The 19,166-nt window shown below is 64.2% G+C and carries 7 protein-coding genes; 6 read left to right on the top strand and 1 reads right to left on the bottom strand.

What is annotated here, in order from left to right:
- Positions 1–9 precede the first annotated feature (9 nt).
- The gene (locus J8C05_RS05805) at positions 10–2,142 is read right to left on the bottom strand and encodes a sensor histidine kinase (RefSeq protein WP_211421340.1); all 2,133 of its coding nucleotides are present in this window, start codon (positions 2,140–2,142) and stop codon (positions 10–12) included.
- A gap of 170 nt (positions 2,143–2,312) precedes the next feature.
- Between J8C05_RS05805 and J8C05_RS05810 the strand changes: the two genes are divergently transcribed.
- The 6 genes from J8C05_RS05810 to J8C05_RS05835 all read left to right on the top strand — a co-directional run bounded on the left by J8C05_RS05810 (position 2,313) and on the right by J8C05_RS05835 (position 19,120).
- Positions 2,313–5,900 carry a helicase-related protein gene (locus J8C05_RS05810; protein ID WP_211421341.1) on the top strand — a complete coding sequence of 1,196 codons (3,588 nt, stop codon included), beginning with the start codon at positions 2,313–2,315 and terminating at the stop codon, positions 5,898–5,900.
- Entirely contained in the window at positions 5,897–9,517 is a 3,621-nt protein-coding gene (locus J8C05_RS05815) for an REP-associated tyrosine transposase (RefSeq protein WP_211421342.1), read from the top strand. Before J8C05_RS05810 ends, J8C05_RS05815 begins: the two co-directional genes overlap by 4 nt.
- Before the next feature lie 8 nt (positions 9,518–9,525).
- Positions 9,526–12,849: a Swt1 family HEPN domain-containing protein gene (locus tag J8C05_RS05820; protein WP_246840661.1), complete on the top strand. Its 3,324-nt coding sequence runs from the start codon at positions 9,526–9,528 to the stop codon at positions 12,847–12,849.
- 164 nt (positions 12,850–13,013) lie between these two features.
- Positions 13,014–14,474, top strand: a complete 1,461-nt coding sequence (locus J8C05_RS05825) for an ATP-binding protein (RefSeq protein ID WP_211421343.1) — start codon at positions 13,014–13,016, stop codon at positions 14,472–14,474.
- Positions 14,471–15,118 (top strand): response regulator transcription factor, encoded by a 648-nt coding sequence (locus J8C05_RS05830; protein ID WP_246840662.1) that lies wholly within the window; start codon positions 14,471–14,473, stop codon positions 15,116–15,118. Before J8C05_RS05825 ends, J8C05_RS05830 begins: the two co-directional genes overlap by 4 nt.
- A 300-nt stretch (positions 15,119–15,418) precedes the next feature.
- Complete coding sequence (locus J8C05_RS05835; protein ID WP_211421344.1) at positions 15,419–19,120, top strand: TonB-dependent receptor; 3,702 nt, start codon at positions 15,419–15,421, stop codon at positions 19,118–19,120.
- The last annotated feature ends 46 nt before the right edge of the window (positions 19,121–19,166 follow it).

Genomic DNA, 19,166 nt, shown 5'->3' on the forward strand with positions numbered 1-19,166 from the left:
TCTGGACCGTCATGTAAAGACGGCTTCGCCGCTGTCGCCGGTTCCAGCCAGCTCCGGTGCAGCAAGCGAGGTCTGGCCAACTTTGCTGGCCCAGCAGGGAAGGGTCACGGTGAAGGTGCTGCCGACCCCGACCTGGCTTTTGACCGTCACGTTACCGTCGTGGGCCGCGACAATCCGTTTGACGATGGCCAAGCCCAGCCCAAACCCGACGTGCTTTTTGCCCTGTCCGCCCTGGCGGTAGGGGTCAAACAGAAACGGCAGTTCGGCAGCCGGGATGCCCTTGCCCGTGTCGGTAATGGACACTTCGACAAAGGACAAACCGGCTTCGACGCCTTCGCCGACAACTTCCCGTGCCGTAACTGTGATTCTGCCGTCGGGCGGGGTGAACTTGGCCGCGTTGGTCAGCAGGTTCATAAACACCCGCTCCAGCTTGCGGCTGTCGCCAGCGACGGCAGGCAGGTTGGGAGGCAGATCGCGGACAAACGTCAGCGGGTGTGGCGCACCGAGACGGGCATTTTCAATGCACTGCTGGAGTAACGGCGCCAAATCAAGTAACTGGAGATCAAGGCTGAGCGATTGAGATTCTGCGCGGGCAAGTTCCAGCAGGTCGGTGATGAGGTCGAGCGTCCGCTGGACGTTGCCCTGGGAAGCGCGCACGAGTTCATGCAGGTCCGGGTCAGTGTCGGGCAGGACCTCTTCGATGAGTTCGAGCGTCCCCTTGACGGCTGCCAGCGGAGAACGCAGGTCATGGACAAGCATGGCGGTGAACTCGGACTTGATGCGATCAAGTTCCATGAGACGCGCATTGGCAGCTTCGGCTTCGGCCCGGCGCTGTTCGGCCTCCCGCCGTGCCTCTTCACGCGCCAGAAGTGCCTGGTTGAGTTCTTCGTTGGCCTGCTTGAGCTGTCGGTTGAAGGCTTCTGAAAGCGACACTTCAACCGTCCGCCGTTCGGCTTCGGCCTGCGCCGCTTCCTTTTCCTGCTGAAGCTGGGCCACGCGGGCAACCAGCCCCACGGACAGGAACAGGCCCTGCACGACCGTGCCAAGGTGCAGCACCGACGGCCAGGCAATGGCCGGCGAAAGCACTCCGGCCGTCCGCAGCGTGTTGAGTATGACGGCCAGCACCACCGCCGACCACGCCAGCAGGAAATACAGCGCCGGCCGGTAGCCCTGACGCAGCGGCCCAATGGAAGAAAACAGTCCCGGCAGCACCCCCAGTGCCATAAGATACGTTGAAATCCTGGCTACGGTCTGTGTCGGAGCAATGGCGGCAATGGCGGCCATGCTGAAAAACACCCCTGCCAACACACTCAGTCCACGGTTACAGAAGTTTTGCAGGCAAAGGTACTTGCGGGTAAAGAGGGCAGCCATGCCGCAGGCCGCGTTGCCAAAAACAAGCCGCAGCCGCAGTCCTTCCACAAGCAGGCCGCCAAAGAACCACTCCTGAAGCTGAGTGGCAAAGCCATCCGCGCAAGCCTGAAACAGGCCGATGCAGGTGACATAGCCGGCAAAGAAAATGTTGGTCTGATCGTGGGCGCCAAAAAAGAATGCCGCGTTATAAATGAGAAGGATAAGGAGAAAGCCGTAGTAGGCCCCCAGGAAAAAGGTATGGACACGGTCCTTGCGGCCGTGTTCAAGTGGCTTCCAGAGAGCAGCCGAAAAAGTAAACGCACCCCTGGTTTCGACGCGCAGGTAGATGGTCTGTTCGGCGTGGGCCGGCAGGGAGATGGGGAACACCGGCAGGCGGTGGCGAACGGCCCGGATTGAAAAGGGCAACTCGTCTCCAGCAGCAAGGCAGGTGAATCCTTCGGTGTCAGTGCGGGGCAGGTAGGCTTCGACGCGGCCCAGATAGGGTTGTTCGACCTCGATGACCCGCTCCACCGGATACGCCAGATCGTTTCGCAGGCGCAGGCGGAACCAGTAGGCCGAGGACGTATAGCCCAGGTTGAGGTAGTCGGTAGCTACCGGAGTGAAGGGAAGCGGTTGGCGGGCCACCTGCTCGATGGTGAGTTGCCGGGTGGGGTCTTCCAGTTGATCGAGTTGGGCCGTAAGCGGTTGACTGTCCGGACGGTCGCTGATCACAACCGGGTTGGCCGGCGCTGTATGTCCGGCTGCCAGTAACAGGGCCAGTACCAGAAGCAATCTTCTCCATGGTGGATGCCGGTGGGGGTGTGGTTTCCCGGATGGCATAAAACGTCTTTTGCAATGGTTGGGCTGAATGGATAGCCTGAAGTGTAGCCAGCGCGGCATCGCTTTTCCAATTTGTTATGCCCCTGCTGTCGGAAACGCCCTGCCCGAAAGAGGACGCACGGATGTTGAAACTTGAGGAACTGACCCCCGGTGCAAGTGTCCGGGGCATCCTGCCCCATTCGGCGGTCACGGTCGTCAGCGTGCAGTGGTACGGCTCGGAGGCGCTGACGCTGGTGTACCGCGATGCGGGCGGTCAGGTGGACGAAGAGCTGCTCTTTCGCCAGGATGAGGAGCGCCTTGAGCTTGTCGCCGAGGGCCGCCCGTGGAGCTTTGACGGTGACGGCGCGGCTTTCCGTCTGGTGGCGGAAGCCCACCGCATCCGCCTCGCCTACCTCTTCGATCCGCTTCTGGCCGTGCATACCTCGCTGGTGGAGCCGCTGCCGCACCAGATCACGGCAGTTTACGAAGCCATGCTCCCCCGTCAGCCGTTGCGCTTTCTGCTCGCCGACGACCCCGGAGCCGGCAAAACCATCATGGCGGGCCTCCTCATCCGGGAGCTGATGGTCCGGGGCGATCTGGAACGCTGCCTGATTGTCTGCCCCGGAAACCTGGTGGAGCAGTGGCAGGATGAACTGACCCGGCGCTTTCACCTGCCGTTCGAGATACTGACGAACGACAAACTGGAAGCCGCCCGCACCGGCAACTGGTTTCTCGAACAGAACCTGGTCATTGCCCGGCTGGACAAGCTCGCGCGCGACGAACAGGCGCAACAAAAGCTGGCCGCCCCCGCGAACCGCTACGACCTCGTGGTGGTGGACGAAGCCCATAAGCTCGCCGCCAGCTTCTTCGGGGGCGAGGTCAAGTACACCAAACGCTACCGCCTCGGCCGATTGCTTTCCGGCCTGACACGGCATTTTCTCCTGCTGACCGCCACGCCCCACAACGGTAAGGAAGAGGACTTTCAACTCTTCCTGGCGCTCCTGGACGAAGATCGCTTCGAGGGACGCTTCCGCGATGGCGTCCACCAGGTGGACACCAGCGACCTGATGCGGCGGATGGTGAAGGAAAACCTGCTCACCTTCGACGGTACGCCGCTGTTCCCGGAGCGCATCGCCCACACCGTTCCCTACCGGCTCTCGGAGTCCGAGGCCGCCCTGTACCGGGAGGTGACGGAGTATGTGCGGGAGGAGTGGGGCCGCGCCGAGGCGCTCCGGGATGACCGCCGGGCGGGCACGGTGGGCTTTGCGCTGACCATCCTCCAGCGCCGCCTGGCCTCGTCCCCGGAGGCCATCTACCAATCGCTGCGCCGGCGACGTGAGCGGTTGGAAAAACGGCTGCACGAGCTGGAACGGTTGCGGCGCGATGGCGCGGTGGCCGTCAACGCGGTAGCCGTCAACGCGGTAGCCGTCAACGGTGGGGCGGTCTTTGACGCCGAAAAGCTCGAAGACCTGGAAGACGCGCCGGAGAGCGAAATGGAAGCGGCCGCGGAGGAGATTCTCGATCAGGCGACGGCCGCCAGCACGATGGATGAACTCCGGCGGGAAATCCAGGCGCTCGGACGGCTGGAAGCCCTTGCGGCGCAGGTGCGAACCAGCGGCGCGGATACCAAGTGGCGGCAACTGTCCGAACTGCTGGACGAAATCTTCACCCCGCCCGCCCCGCAAGCTGACCCCCCGGAAGCCGGGAAATACGTTCCTCCGGCGGTGTCCTCGCCACGCCAGAAGCTGGTGGTGTTTACCGAACACCGGGATACGCTGGGCTACCTGCAGCGCCGCATCGGCGACCGCTTCGGGTACCCGGAAGCGGTGGTGATCATTCACGGCGGCATGGGACGTGAGGAACGGCGCCAGGCCCAGGAGCGCTTTCTGCACGACCCCGAGGTGCGGGTGCTCCTGGCGACCGACGCCGCCGGCGAGGGCATCAACCTGCAGCGCGCGCACCTGATGGTGAACTACGACCTGCCCTGGAACCCCAACCGCCTCGAGCAGCGCTTTGGCCGCATCCACCGCATCGGCCAGACCGAGGTCTGCCACCTGTGGAACCTGGTTGCCGCCGAAACCCGTGAGGGGGACGTGTACCGGCGGCTGCTGGAAAAGCTCGAGGAGGCGCGGCAGGCCCTCGGCGGGCAGGTGTTTGATGTGCTGGGCAGGCTGCACTTCGCGGGCCGCCCCCTGCGCGAGTTGATGATTGAAGCCGTCCGCTACGGCGACCGGCCTGAAGTCCGGGCGCGCCTGACCCAGGCCATTGAACACGCGGTGCAGCGTGACCATCTGCGGAACCTGCTCGAAGAGCGGGCGCTGGCCCACGACACCATGGACATCAGCCGGGTGACCCGCGTGCGGGAGGACATGGCGCGGGCTGAGGCACGCCGCCTGCAACCACACTACGTCGAGTCATTTTTTCTGGAGGCTTTCCGGCGTCTGGGCGGAAGCCTCCGCGAGCGCGAGCCGCGCCGCTACGAGATCACTCACGTGCCGGCACTGCTGCGCCGACGCCATCGCCAGCCGGGCGCTGGCGACCCGGTGCTGGAGCGCTACGAGCGGGTGGTTTTCGAGAAGCCCCTGATGGCCCCGGCAGGCCAGCCGCTGGCGGCCTTTGTCTGCCCCGGCCATCCGCTGCTCGAGGCCGTACTTGACCTCACCCTTGAGCGCCACCGCGACCTGCTGAAACGCGGCGCCGTGCTGGTGGATGACCGTGACCCATCCACAAGTCCACGGGTGCTCTTTTTCCTGGAGCACGCCATCCAGGATGCCAGCCGGTTGTCTTCGGGAGCGCGGCGTACCCTCTCGCGCCGGCTGCTTTACGTCGAACTGGACGCCGAAGGCCGCGCCCGCCATCGGCACTACGCGCCCTATCTGGACTATCGTCCCCTGCGCGACGACGAGCCGGATGCGCCGACCATCCTCAAGCAGCCCCAGTGCGCGTGGATGACCGGTGCGCTGGAGCAGCACGCCCAGAGGCATGCCATCGCCACGCTCGTTCCCGAACATGTGCGTGAAGTCCGCCAGCGGCGCCTGACCCAGATCGAAAACATCCGCGCCGCAGTCAAAGATCGCCTCACCAAGGAGATTGCCTACTGGGACCGCCGGGCCGAGGAACTGAAGCTGATGGAGTCGTCCGGCAAGCCGGGGGCGCGGCTCAACTCGCAGGAAGCCCGCCGCCGGGCTGACGAGCTACAGTCCCGCCTCGAGCGTCGCCTGGCCGAACTCGAGCGCGAGGCCCAGATCTCGGCCCTGCCACCGGTGGTGCTGGGCGGGGCCGTGGTGGTTCCCGCAGGGCTGCTGGCCCGCATGACCGGCCACGCTGCGTCAGCACCCACCACCCCTGCCGATACCCAGGCCGTGGCCGCCCGCGCGCGCGACATCGTGATGGACATTGAACGGCAGCTTGGCTGTGAACCGACCGACCGGGAGTTCGATCGGCTCGGCTACGACATCGAGAGCCGCGACCCGAAAACCGGCCGGCTGCGCTTCCTGGAGGTCAAGGGCCGGGTCAGTGGAGCCGCCACAATCACCGTCACCAGAAATGAGATTCTCACCTCGCTCAACAAGCCCGATGACTTTATTCTGGCCCTGGTGGAGTTTCTGGAAGACGGCACGCACCGGGTGAGCTACCTGCGCCGCCCCTTCCAGCGCGAGCCCGACTTTGGCGTTACCAGCGTGAACTACGACTTTGCTGTCCTCCTAGCCAGGGCCGAGGAGCCAAGATGAGAAAGAAGCTGATCGAAGTTGCACTCCCGCTCGAGGCCATCAACGCCGCCAGCGCTCGTGAGAAGTCCATTCGCCACGGCCACCCCAGCACCCTGCACCTGTGGTGGGCGCGCCGTCCGCTGGCTGCGGCCCGGGCCGTCATCTTTGCCCAGATGGTGGATGATCCCGCCAGTGTGCCGGAGGAATTTCCCACCCCGGAAGCCCAGGAACGGGAACGCCAGCGCCTCTTTCGCCTGCTTGAGCAGCTTGTACAGTGGGAAAACACCACCAACGAGGAAGTGCTCGAAAGCGCCCGGCGCGAAATCCGCCGGAGTTGGGCGCGGCACTGCCTTGGCGCAGCGGCATCACGCCTTTCAGACGACGAGATTGTTGAGGCGATCAATGCGGGCAGGATGCCCGCGCTCCCAGGTTTTCACGATCCCTTTGCCGGCGGGGGCGCGCTGCCGCTGGAGGCGCAGCGGCTGGGACTCGAAGCCTGGGCCAGCGACCTCAACCCCGTGGCCGTGCTGATCAACAAGGCCATGATCGAGATTCCGCCCCGGTTTGCGGGCCAGCCGCCGGTGAACCCCGAGGCGCGCCAGGACAAGCAACTCTTCGCCCGCGAGTGGAAGGGCGCGCAGGGTCTGGCCGAGGACGTGCGCTACTACGGCCAGTGGATGCGCGCTGAGGCGGAGAAACGCATCGGACACCTGTACCCGAAGGTGGAAGTGACCGCGGCGATGGCCGCGGACCGCCCCGACCTCAAACCGCTCGTGGGCCAAAAGCTCACCGTGATTGCCTGGTTGTGGGCGCGGACGGTCAAAAGCCCCAATCCGGCTTTTGCGGATGTGGATGTGCCGCTGGTTTCCACCTTCATCCTCTCCAGCAAGGCGGGCAAGGAGGCGTACGTCGAGCCAATTATCCTGGCGTCCCGCCCGCGACTTGTGGCGGGCGAGACGCCCGCCCTCCCAGGGACGCCCGCGCTCCCAGGGTATTACTTCACGGTCAAGGTGGGTAAGCCGCCGGAAAGCGCGAAGAACGGCACGAAGCTTGCGCGCGGCGCGAATTTTCAGTGTCTGCTTTCCGGCATGCCAATTCCCAGCGAGTACATCAAAGCCGAGAGTATGGCAGGTAGAATGGGAGAACGACTGATGGCCATTGTTGCCGAAGGCCCGAGTGGGCGCGTCTATCTGCCGCCTGCCGAAGAACACGAAAGGATGGCCCGTTCAGCACAACCGTCGTGGAAGCCCGATCAGCCGATGAACCGCGATACGTGCGATCTGGTCAGTGGCCGTGGCTATGGCTTTTTCACGTGGGCCGACCTCTTCACCCCCCGCCAGCTTGTGGCGCTGACGACGTTTTCCGATCTGGTGGCCGAAGCGATGGAAAAGTGCCGCGAGGACTACCTGGGAGCGCGGGCGTCCCGCCCGCGAACCATCTGGCACTCCCGCGGCCGTCTCCCTCACTTCGAGGCCGGCGAGGTGCCCCAGCACATCACCTTTCGCCTCCACGACAGCCTGCCGCGCGAGCTGCTTGCCCGCTGGCAGGACGAGCTGGCGCGCCTGCCCGAAGATGAGCAGGCACTTGAACGCCGCAAGCGCATTGAAGCCGCGCTCGACGCCGGGCACGGCGCCTGCTGGCTGCGCGATCCGCACATTGCGGAGCTGGTGGAGCAGTCCCTTCTTCACTTTGACGGCGAGCGCTACGCGCTGCACGCCTGGTGCGTGATGCCCAACCACGTCCACGTACTGGTGACGCCGCTCCACGGCAACAGCCTGTCGTCCATCCTGCACGGGTGGAAATCGTTTACGGCCAAGGAGGCCAACCGGCGGCTGGGGCGCGAGGGGCCGTTTTGGATGGAGGAATACTTTGATCGCGCCATACGCGACGAAAACCACTTCCGGCGTGTGGTGGAGTACATCGGGAACAACCCCGTCAAGGCTGGATTGTGCCCGGAGCCTTCGGCGTGGCGGTGGAGCAGCGCCTGGGAGGGCGGGCGTCCCGCCCGCCATGACTCGCGGGCGGGACGCCCGCGCTCCCAGGATGCGATCCCCTTGCGCAACGGCGGCACCGGCGCGACGGCGTATGCGGAGGCGGTGGGGACGTATTTGGGTGAGGCGGTTTCAAAGATCACCGCCTATCACTGCTCGATGGGTATCTGGCGCGCGAACATGGGAAAGAGCGGTCGCGTATTCGGACGGCAGGCGATCCCGATGGTCTGGGACTATCCTGAGTGCAACCCGTTTGCTGGCGCTGGTGGAGATTGGCATGGGGCCTACAGCGATGGGGCCAAGGTCCTTGCAAGCCTCGGGATGCACGCATACGGCCATGTGCAGCAAGCGGCCGCACAGGAAGCTGGGGAGGTTGTCACCATCTCGCCCGTCATAAGCACTGACCCGCCCTACTACGACAACATCGGCTACGCCGACCTCTCGGACTTCTTCTACGTCTGGCTGCGCCGCTCGCTCCGGCCCGTCTTTCCCGACCTCTTCGCCACGCTCAGCACGCCCAAGGCCGAGGAACTGGTCGCCACGCCCTACCGCCACGGCAGCAAGGAAAAGGCCGAGCAGTTCTTCCTGGACGGCATGACGCAGGCCATGCACCGCCTGGCCGCGCAGGCGCACCCGGCCTTTCCGGTCACCATCTACTACGCCTTCAAGCAGGCCGAAACCCTGGGAGCGCGGGCGTCCCGCCCGCGTTTTGTGGCGGGCGGGACGCCCGCCCTCCCAGGGGTGGCCAGTACCGGCTGGGAGACCTTTCTCGACGCCGTGATCTGCGCTGGCTTTGCCATCACTGGCACCTGGCCGATGCGTACCGAGCAGTCCGCCGCCCTCAAGACGACGGTAAACGCCCTCGCCTCCAGCATCGTCCTCGTCTGCCGCCCGCGAGCGGCGGATGCGCCTACCGCCACGCGGCGCGAGTTCGTCCAGGCCCTCAAGACCGAGCTGCCGCCCGCGCTGGCCGAGCTGCAGAAGGCCAACATCGCCCCGGTGGACCTGGCGCAGGCCGCCATCGGGCCCGGCATGGCCGTTTACACCCGCTACGCCCAAGTGCTGAAGGCCGAGGGGCTGCCCGTCACGGTACGCGAGGCCCTGGCGCTCATCAATGCCACCCTTGATGAGGTGCTGGCTGAGCAGGAGGGGGATTTTGACGCCGACACGCGCTGGGCCATCGCCTGGTTCGAGCAGTACGGCTTTGAGAAGGGTGAGTACGGGGAGGCCGAGACGCTCTCCAAAGCCAAAAACACCAGCGTGGAAGGGCTGGTCGAGGCCGGAGTGCTGGAGTCCGGACGCGGCAAGGTGCGGCTTGTTCAGCCCGGGGAGCTGCCGGCCGACTGGGACCCCGAGACCGACCTGCGCCTGACCGACTGGGAGGTGGTCCACCACCTGATCCGCGCGCTGGAAGCCGGCGGCGAGAGCGGTGCGGCCACGTTGGTGGCGAAGCTGGGCGCGAAGGCTGAAACCGCGCGCGAGCTGGCCTACCGGCTGTTTACCGTGTGCGAACGCCGGAAGCGCGCGGCGGAGGCCTTTGCGTACAACGCGCTGGTGCAAAGTTGGCCGGAGATCGTGCGGCTGGCGGCCGAAAGCCGCACGACACGCCCGGCTCAGGAGACGCTTTTTGAGCATACGGAGGCTTGAGGCTGGCTATGACCAATCAGGAACGGGTGGGGAAGGGGCTGGACCTCTTGTGCGCAGGGCTGGGCCCCTACGTTGAGCGCGAAGTGGAGGAGGCGGAGCGGAAAAGCGCCTTCAACCTGGAGACGGCGCGTCGCTTCGCCGAGGACCCGTCGCTCAAGAACAAGCCCATCGCCGAGTGGGACGCGGCGGGTCTGCTCAAGCTGATGTGGGAGACCTGGAACGAGGTCTTCCGCAAGACCCTGGGCTTCGCCGAACGTTCGCTGGTCAGCGAGCTGCGCGATTGGCGCAACCGGTGGGCGCACCAGAAACCGTTTTCCAGCGACGATGCCGACCGCGCCCTCGACTCCATGGAGCGGCTGCTGACAGCCGTTTCAGCTCCGCAGGCCGACGAGGTCAACCGGCTCAAGATGGAGCTGCGCCGCCTGGTTTTCGACGAGCAGGTACGCCACGAGAAACGCAAGGCCGGAGGCTCGCTCATCGAGTCCGCGGCCAGCGGCGTGCTCAAGCCCTGGCGCGAGGTGGTGACGCCCCACCCCGACGTGGCCAGTGGTCGCTACCAGCAGGCCGAGTTTGCCGCCGATCTGTGGCAGGTACATCTGGGCGAAGGCAGCGACGAGTACCAGAAGCCCGCCGAGTTTTTCCGCCGCACCTTTCTCACCGCGAGCCTCAAGCGGCTGCTGGAGGGCGCGGTACAGCGTCTGTCCGGTACGGGTGGCGATCCGGTGGTGCAGCTCCAGACCAACTTCGGCGGCGGCAAAACCCACTCCATGCTGGCGCTCTACCACCTTTTCAGTGGGGCGACGCCAGCCGAGCTGGCGGGGGTGGATGAACTGATGGCCAACGCCGGTGTGACGGAGTTGCCCAGGGCGCGCCGCGTGGTGCTGGTGGGTAACAAAATTTCGCCCGGCAATCCCGCGCGCAAGCCCGATGGCACGCTGGTGCGCACGCTGTGGGGCGAGCTGGCCTGGCAACTGGGCGGACGGGAAGCCTACGCGCGCATTGCGGCGGACGATGATCGGGCGACCAACCCCGGCGACCGCCTGCGCGAGCTGTTCAAGGACTATGGCCCGTGTCTGATTCTGATTGACGAGTGGGTGGCCTACGCCCGCCAGCTTCACGACGCCGCCGACCTGCCGGGCGGCAGCTTCGAGACCCAGTTCAGCTTTGCCCAGGCCCTGACCGAGTCGGCCAAGCTGGCGGGCAACTGCCTGCTGGTGATCTCGCTGCCGGCCTCCGACACCCAGGCCGACGATGTGGAGGTGGGCGGCCTGCGCGGGCGCGAGGCGCTCGACCGGCTGCGCAACGTGGTGGGGCGGGTGGAGTCGGCATGGCGGCCCGCCAGTGCCGAAGAGGGCTTCGAGATCGTGCGCCGCCGGCTGTTTGAACCGCTGGCGGGCGCGGAAGCCTTCACCCAGCGCGACCTGACGGCCCGGGCCTTCGCCGAGCTGTACCGTACCCAGGCCGCCGAGTTTCCCCCCGAGTGCAAAACCACCGACTACGAACGCCGCCTCCAGGCGGCCTACCCCATCCACCCGGAGGTGTTCGACCGGCTGTACGAAGACTGGTCCACGCTGGTCAAGTTCCAGCGCACCCGCGGGGTGCTGCGCCTGATGGCCGCGGTGATTCACAGCCTGTGGGAGAAGGGCGACAAAAGCCCCCTGATCCTGCCGTCGACCATTCCCGTGGACGACCCACGGGTGCAGTTCGAGCTGACCCGCTATCTGCCCGATAACTGGACGCCCATCATCGAGAAGGACGTGGATGGGCCCAGCTCCCTGCCGCTCAGGATTGACGGCGAGGTGCCCAACCTGGGTAAGCTTTCCGCCACGCGCCGCGTGGCCCGCACGGTCTACCTGGGCTCGGCACCCACGGCGGGGGCGGCGCACCGGGGCCTCGAGGACCGCCGGGTGAAGCTCGGCTGCGTGATGCCGGGGGAGTCGCCGGCGGTGTTTGGCGATGCCCTCCGGCGGCTGGCGGGCCAGGCCACCTATCTCTACCAGGATGGTGCGCGCTTCTGGTACGCCACGCAGCCCACCGTGACCAAGCTGGCTGAGGACCGGGCCGAGCAGCTCAAGCGCGACCCCGATAAGGTGGCCGCCGAACTCGAGGCGCGTATCCGGGCCAACCTGAAACAGATGGGTGATTTCGCGAGGGTGCACCCATTGCCGCGCTCGAGTGCCGATGTGCCGGACGACCTCGCGGTGCGCCTGGTGGTGCTGCCGCCGGAATACCCCTACATCAAGGAAGCCGATAACGCCGCCCAGGTCGCAGCCCAGGCGATTCTCGAGTTTCGCGGTCATGCGCCCCGGCGCTACCGCAACACGCTGGTCTTCCTGGCGGCCGACAAGGTTCGGCTGCAAGACCTTGAGGAGGCGGTGCGCCGGTTCCTGGCCTGGCGGTCCATCCTGGATGAGAAAGTTGCCCTGAACCTCGATCCACACCAGGTACGGCAGGCGGAAACCCAGCTACAGGCCGCCGATTCGACGGTGGACGCACGCCTGCCCGAGGCCTACCAGTGGCTCCTGGTGCCCGAGCAGAAGACGCCACAAACGGCGCTCGAGTGGCAGGCGCTGCGGCTGACCGGCGCTGACGCACTTGCCGTTCGCGCCAGCCGGAAGCTCAAGGGGGATGAGCTGCTGGTGGGGAAACTCGGTGGCACCGTCCTGCGCCAGCATCTGGACGCCGTGCCGCTCTGGCGGGGGGATCATGTTTCCGTACGCCAGCTCGTGGAAGACTTCGCAAGCTACCTGTACCTTCCCCGGCTCACCGGGCCCGGAGTTCTCGTCCAGTCCATCCGCGACGGCGTGGAGCTGCCCAGTTGGGAAGTTGAGACCTACGCCTACGCCGAAGGCTGGGATGAGACCACGGGCCGGTATCGGGGGCTGCGCGGCGGCCAGCCGGTTCAACTCACACCCGAAGACCCTGGTCTGGTCGTCAAGGCGGAGGTGGCCCAACAGCAGCGGGCGGCCGAAATTTCGCCCCAACTGCCGGTCACCGGGGGGAAGGGGGCTGAAATTGCCCCTTCCAGGGCGGATACCGGAGGCAACGGCGATGCCGGCAACCAGGCCGGGGGGACGCTCCCGCCGCCACGCCCCTTGCCACGGCGCTACCATGGCACCGTACGCCTTGATCCGACCCGCGTGGGCCGCGATGCCGGCCGCATTGCCGAGGAAGTCATCGCGCATCTGGCCGGGCAACCCGGCGCCGAGGTTTCGGTGGTGCTGGAAATCCATGTCCGCCTGCCGGAGGGAGCCACCGAGCATACGGTGCGGACGGTGACGGAGAACAGTCGCACCTTGAAGTTTGAGACCTCCGGCTTCGAGATTGACTGACCGCACCCAAGGGACAGGCCCCCCTTTTGTTCCGTGGTGCTTTGTCGCCGGGGGGCGTCGTGCCGCCTGGTGGCCGGTGTGGGGGGCATTGGTTTTTCAATCCCCGGTGCGTCCCCAACGGCAGCCAGAATAGTGTGAACGAAAGAGTGGAGTCGTAGCCCGACGTGACACGAAAGCACAACGTACGCCTGGGACCGTGGTTGCACCACCTGGTGTCCTATGCCGTTGGCGGGGTGAGTGTGGCTGCCCTGACCGCCATCGGTTTTTACCTGGAGGTTCATTCGACGACGGCCGCGCTGCTCTACCTCATCGTCATTGTTCTGGTGGCGCTCCGAACCGGCGCCGCTCCATCGGCGGTGACCGCCCTGCTGGCGTACATTGGACTGGATTCGTTTTTCACCGCGCCCCTGTTTCGTCCGGCGATGAACCAGCCGCTGGATGTCGTCGCACCCATCGTGTTTCTGACGACGGCATTTACCATCAACCGCCTGGCCGCGAAAAACCGCCAGTCGTTTCAGGAGATTCAGTCGCTTCAGGACCAGCTCCGGCTGGTGATGGACACCATACCGGGGTTGGTCTGGAGCGAGTCGCCGAATGGTTCGGTGGAGTTTCTCAACCAGCGTTGGCGTGATTTTCTGGGGGCGTCTTCCGCGCCGGTGACGGATTTGCGGCGCAACCTGCCGGTACATCCGGCAGAAGCCGATGCCCTGGCGGAACAGTGGCAGCAGGCGCGGATGCGTGGCCGGGCCTTTGAAACGGAAGTCCGGGTGCGCCGTGCCGATGGGGTGTACCGGCGGCTGCGGCTGCACGTCGTTCCGGCCGGCGAACGGGAGCAGGTCAGCAAGTGGTACGGGCTTGGGACGGACATCGAGGACTGGCGGCAGGCGGAAGAGACCCTTGCCAGAGTCGAATCCGAACTGGCTCTGGTGTCCCGCCGGACGCTGCTGGGCGAACTGGCGGCCTCGATTGCCCACGAAATCAACCAGCCGCTTTCGGCGATTGTCACCAATGGGAATGCCTGTCTGCGGTGGCTGGGAGCGACGCCGCCCAACCTCCCGGAAGCCCGGACGACGGTGACGGCCATCATTCGGGATGGCAATCGCGCCGCCGAGATCATTGCACGGATTCGCGCCATGCTGAGCCGGACCGAGTTGAAAAAGGCCACGTTTGACCTGGGGGCAGCGCTGGTTGAAGTCTTGTCCCTCATTCGGAACGATCTCGTCAGGAAGGGCATCACCATCCACACCCGTTTGGCTCCAGACATCCCGGCCGTTTTTGGCGACCGGGTGCAGTGTCAGCAGGTCGTGCTCAACCTGTTGGTCAATGCCGTGGAGGCGCTGCTTCCGGTGACTGAGCGCCGGCGGGAAATCCGTCTGTCCGCAGAACCCTATGGCGACGGTCAGGTGCTGGTGACGGTGGAAGACAACGGTGTTGGTTTGGGGGAAGCCCACGAAGCCGACATCTTCGATGCGTTTTACACGACGAAACCCGACGGCATGGGGTTGGGATTGGCGATCAGTCGTTCCATCATCGAAAACCATGGCGGCCGCCTGTGGTGCGTTGCCGGCAATGGCTTTGGCGCAAAGTTTCAGTTTACGTTGCTGACCGAAGGTGGTGCCGGATGATGGATTCGCCAACGATGCCAGCGGTGCCAACGGTGTACGTGGTTGAGGATGATGTTTCGGTGCGCCAGTCGCTGGAGAACTGGCTGCGCGCGGTCGGCTATCGGGTGGTGTCCTTTGCTTCAGCCGAGGCGTTTCTGCGTGCCGTGCGGGCTGACGACACGCCGGGTTGTCTGGTGCTTGATGTGCGCCTGCCGGGGTTGAGTGGGCTGGATTTGCAGTCTCGCCTGACGGCGGCTGGGGTGGACCTGCCGATCATTTTCATCACCGGTCACGGAGACATCCCCATGTCGGTGCGGGCCATGAAAGCCGGGGCGTTCGAGTTTCTGACCAAGCCGTTTCAGGATCACGAGTTGCTTCAGGCCATCGAGCAGGCGATTGCGCACCATCGCCTGTGCTGCGCCCAGCGCGCCGAACTGGCTGCCCTGCGGCAACGCTATGCCACGCTGACCGCCCGCGAACGCGAGGTCATGGCGTTGGTCGTGGCCGGCTGGCTCAACAAGCAGATTGCGGCTGAGCTTGGGACAAGTGAAATCACCGTCAAGGTCCATCGTGGACATGTGATGCGCAAAATGCAGGCGGCCTCTCTCCCGGAATTGGTGCGGGCGGCGGAACGACTGGGGCTTTCCGGTTCCTCGTCGGCCTGAAAGCGCAAGGGTGAGAAACCAAACTTATACCAACGTATAATAGCTTTTTCCTTCATCCGGTTTCAGGATGAAAGCTTGTGCGGTTACTGTCCGAACAGTGGGCACGGACCGAAACCGGTCTTTGAAATCTCTCCCTGAAATTCCCCGAAACTCATTCTGTAAAAAGCCCGGCCGGGCTGAAGGGCCATGCTCTGCCCGGTTTGCCCTGTCCTGTCAAAAGACAGATTCAACAGCCAAAAGACAAAAACAAGAGATTTGGTAAAGCTTTCTGCCCTAAATCGTTTCCATTGGGAGGAAGACATGAAGAAAAACGGCATCTTCTGTGGCTTTGTCGTCGGCTTTATGGGCTGGCTTGCATCATTGGTCTGGGCGCAGACAACCGGTACGATCAGTGGCGTCATCAGGGACCCCAGCAATGCCAGGGTGGCTGGGGCGAACGTCACCGTGACGCTTCAGGGAACACAAATCACGCGCGTCACGACTTCAAGTGAGGATGGAACATTCGAGCTGCCGTCACTCCCGATTGGAACCTACCGGCTGGTGGTCACTGCCGAAGGGTTCAAGCAGTACGAGCAGACGAATCTGGAAGTCAGCCTGGGGCGCGTCAACAGCGTTACGGTCAGGCTGGAGATTGGGGAAACCAGTGAAGTTGTCCAGGTCAAGGCCAGTGGGACACCCTTGATTGAAACCGAAAGCACGCAGCTTGGCGCTTCGGTCAACAGCCGCGCCGTCGTCAACCTGCCGCTGAACACCCGTGACACCTACCAGTTTCTGCAGCTCCAGCCGGGGGTTCAGTCACAGCTCGGATCAGACCTTTTTACCGGCAGCGACCAGGCTGGTGTGGTGTCCGTCAATGGCGGACGTGGAAGGTCAAACAATTTCAGTGTCAATGGTGGCGAAGCCAACGATCTCTATGTCAATCTTCCAGCCGTTCAGCCTTCACCGGATGCGATTGAAGAGTTTCGTGTTCTGACCAACAATTTTGATGCTGAGTATGGCCGCAACTCTGGCTCGGTCATCAATGTTGTCACCAAGTCCGGGAGTGACCAATTTCGTGGCAATGTCTTTGAGTTTTTCCGAAACCGGGCACTCAACGCGCGCAACTTTTTCAATCTGGAAAAGCCTGCCTATAACCAGCATATTTTTGGCGGCACATTCGGCGGGCCCATCCAGCGTGGCAGAACATACTTTTTCACTTCCTACGAGGGGCGCCGCATTCGCCAGGGCATCCCGTCGGATGTCGTGCCGGTGCCGACAGCGGCCGAGCGGTTGGGCGACTTCAGCGCCGGGCCGCTCTTTACCGGTTTTATTGCTGACGCAACGGTGGCCGCCGTGCTCAATGCGCGTCCCGGCTGCGCCGCCGCTGTTGCTGCGGCCGGAGGCGCGCCCATTACGGCCGGCGCGGCTTATGCCGATATTTTTCCCGGCAACCGCATTCCCGGTGCCTGCTTCGACCGGACAGCCAATGACCTGCTGCAACAATTTGTGCCGCTCCCGAACCTGGGTGACGGCTTTTTTCAGGCCAATCCGGTGGCCCGCCGCCGTGGAGACCAGGGGCTTTTGCGCCTCGACCACCGTCTGACCGACCGGCAGCAACTGAGCGCCTTTGTGTTTTACTCGGACAGCTTTGCACTGGAGCCCTTTGCGCGGGTGGCTGACTCCGGCGCCAACCTGCCCGGCTTTGGCAACATCAACAACGCCCGGATTGCCCAGATCAACCTCTCCCATACCTGGACAGGCACGAACACCATCAATGAGGCGCGGGCGGTGTACTTCCGTCAGAACCTGTTTCGTCTCAACAGCCCGGAACGTTCCAATCCGGTGAATGCTTCGTGCCGTGATGTGCCCCCGGAGTTATGCTTCTCCGATCCGAACAACCCCCGGCTGGGGATTATTGTCGGCGTCGGGACGCCGCATGAGGGCGTGCCGTGGATTGGCCTCGAAGGTGGCTTCTCGATTGGCAACAACTACCAGGGGGAAATCCCGCAGGTTGTCAATACCTACCAGCTCACCAACAACCTGACCCGTATCTGGGGCAGCCACACGGCCAAGTTCGGGGTGGACTTGCGGCAGCAGCGTTACCTGATGACCAACTTCGGCGCGCTCAACGGTCAGTTCAGCTTTTTTGGAGGCGGGCCGAACAACATCGGGTACACGAATCTGGTGCCCAACTACCTGCTGGGCCTGGTGGATTCGTACTACCAGACCGGTGCGCAGACTTCGCACTTCTACAGCAACGCGGTCTATCTCTTTGCCCAGGACAGTTGGAAGATCACGCCAAACGTCACGCTCAACTACGGCCTGCGCTGGGAACTGAACACCCCAGCGGCGGACCGCTTCCGCCGGGTGCAGTCCTTCCGGGCCGGCCTGGCCAGTACGCAGTTCCCCTGCCGGCTTGACCCCGACAATCCGCTCGTCGGTGTCTTCGGGTCACAGGACTGTAGCCCGACGGGGCCGGCCCGCGCCGTCTTTCCCCTGGGTTTGGGCATTCCGGGGGATGAGGGCGTACCGGATGGGCTGTTCCGAACCTACTACCGGGCTTTTGCGCCGCGCCTTGGGCTGGCCTGGAGTCCGCCCTGGCAGAGCGGCTGGCTGGCGAAGCTGACCGGCGGCCCCGGCAACAGCAGTGTACGGGCCGGCTGGGGGATGTTTTACAACGGGCCCATCGAGGGGCTTATCCTGGCCCAGCTCGTGCCCCAGCCACCCTTTGGCATCAGCTCAAACATCACCAACATGTTTCTCAGTACGCCTTTTCTGCGCCAGGATGGAACGATTGTGCCGAACCCCTCCAATGGGATTCTCAATCCACGGCGGGGCGATCCGGTGGACTACTCCGTGTTCCGCCCCATTCTGCTGTATGGACAGTTGCCGGCGGAACTTCGTCCGCAGTATTCCGTGCAGTACAGCCTGACGCTCCAGCGCAAGCTCCAGGATGACCTGTTGGTGCAGGTTGGCTATGTGGGCACCCAGGGCCACCGGCTGTTGCTGACGCGGGACATCAACTTTGGCAATCCCCAGACCTGTCTCGACCTGAACCGGATTCTGGGTCCCGGCACGTGCGGACCGTTCGGAGCTGACAACGAATACTTCGTGCCGGCTGGGGCCATTCCGGCGGGTGTGACCCTGCATCTGCCCTACGGCCCACAGCGTACCGTGACCGGGCCGAACAATCCGGCCATCCGGCTGGTAGGGTTGCGGCCATTTTCCTCGCCTTTCTGCAATCCCCTGACCGGTGAGGGTTGCCCGCCCGATGGTGTGCCGGTCTTTGCCAGCCTGTTTGAGCGGCAGACGGCCGGCAACTCGAACTACCATTCGCTGCAGGTGCTGGTGGACAAACGCTTCGAGGAAAAAGGCATTCAGATTCAGGCGGCCTACACGTGGAGCAAGTCCATTGACAATGCTTCGAGCTTCGAGAACATCGTCAACCCCATCAATCCGCGGCTGAGTCGTTCACTGTCCCTGTTTGACGCCCGTCATCGCCTGGTGGTGACGTTCGACTACCGGTTGCCCAAGGTGACTGGCCGGCGCTGGCTCGGCGGTATCCTCAACAACTGGGCCGTAAGCGGCATTGCCGTCTATCAGACGGGTTTTCCGATTCGCATCACCTCGTCGGATGACTTGGAGCTGATGAACAGCTTTGACTTCGAGCTGCCGGGACAGCCGGACCTGGTGGGGCGGTTTCGGACCTTCGACCCCCGGCGCAACAACCTCTACTTTTTTGATCCAGCCGCTTTCGCGCCCCAGGAACTGGGGACGATTGGGAATGCGCCACGAACCATCTGTTGTGGTCCGAGCATCCACAACTACGATGTCACCCTGCGCAAGAACATCCCTATCAATGAACGGCTGCGCATCGAGTTTCGCGGTGAGTTCTACAACGTCTTCAACCAGACCCAGTTTCTGAATCCGCGTGGCAACATCACGGAAGGGGAAAATTTCGGGCGGGTGACGCGCGCCCGTGACCCACGGCAGATTCAGTTTGCCCTCAAGCTGTTCTTCTGACAGGCAGGAACCGGGCCGCACCTCTGGCGTTTCGTCACGGGGGCGG

Source organism: Chloracidobacterium sp. N, from assembly GCF_018304765.1.
GTDB lineage: Bacteria > Acidobacteriota > Blastocatellia > Chloracidobacteriales > Chloracidobacteriaceae > Chloracidobacterium > Chloracidobacterium aggregatum.

Excerpts from the sequence above, each read along its gene's own strand:
- J8C05_RS05810 (WP_211421341.1), top strand. The coding sequence starts at position 2,313 with ATGTTGAAACTTGAGGAACTGACCCCCGGTGCAAGTGTCCGGGGCATC.
- J8C05_RS05815 (WP_211421342.1), top strand. The coding sequence starts at position 5,897 with ATGAGAAAGAAGCTGATCGAAGTTGCACTCCCGCTCGAGGCCATCAAC.
- J8C05_RS05820 (WP_246840661.1), top strand. The coding sequence starts at position 9,526 with ATGACCAATCAGGAACGGGTGGGGAAGGGGCTGGACCTCTTGTGCGCA.
- J8C05_RS05830 (WP_246840662.1), top strand. The coding sequence starts at position 14,471 with ATGATGGATTCGCCAACGATGCCAGCGGTGCCAACGGTGTACGTGGTT.
- J8C05_RS05835 (WP_211421344.1), top strand. The coding sequence starts at position 15,419 with ATGAAGAAAAACGGCATCTTCTGTGGCTTTGTCGTCGGCTTTATGGGC.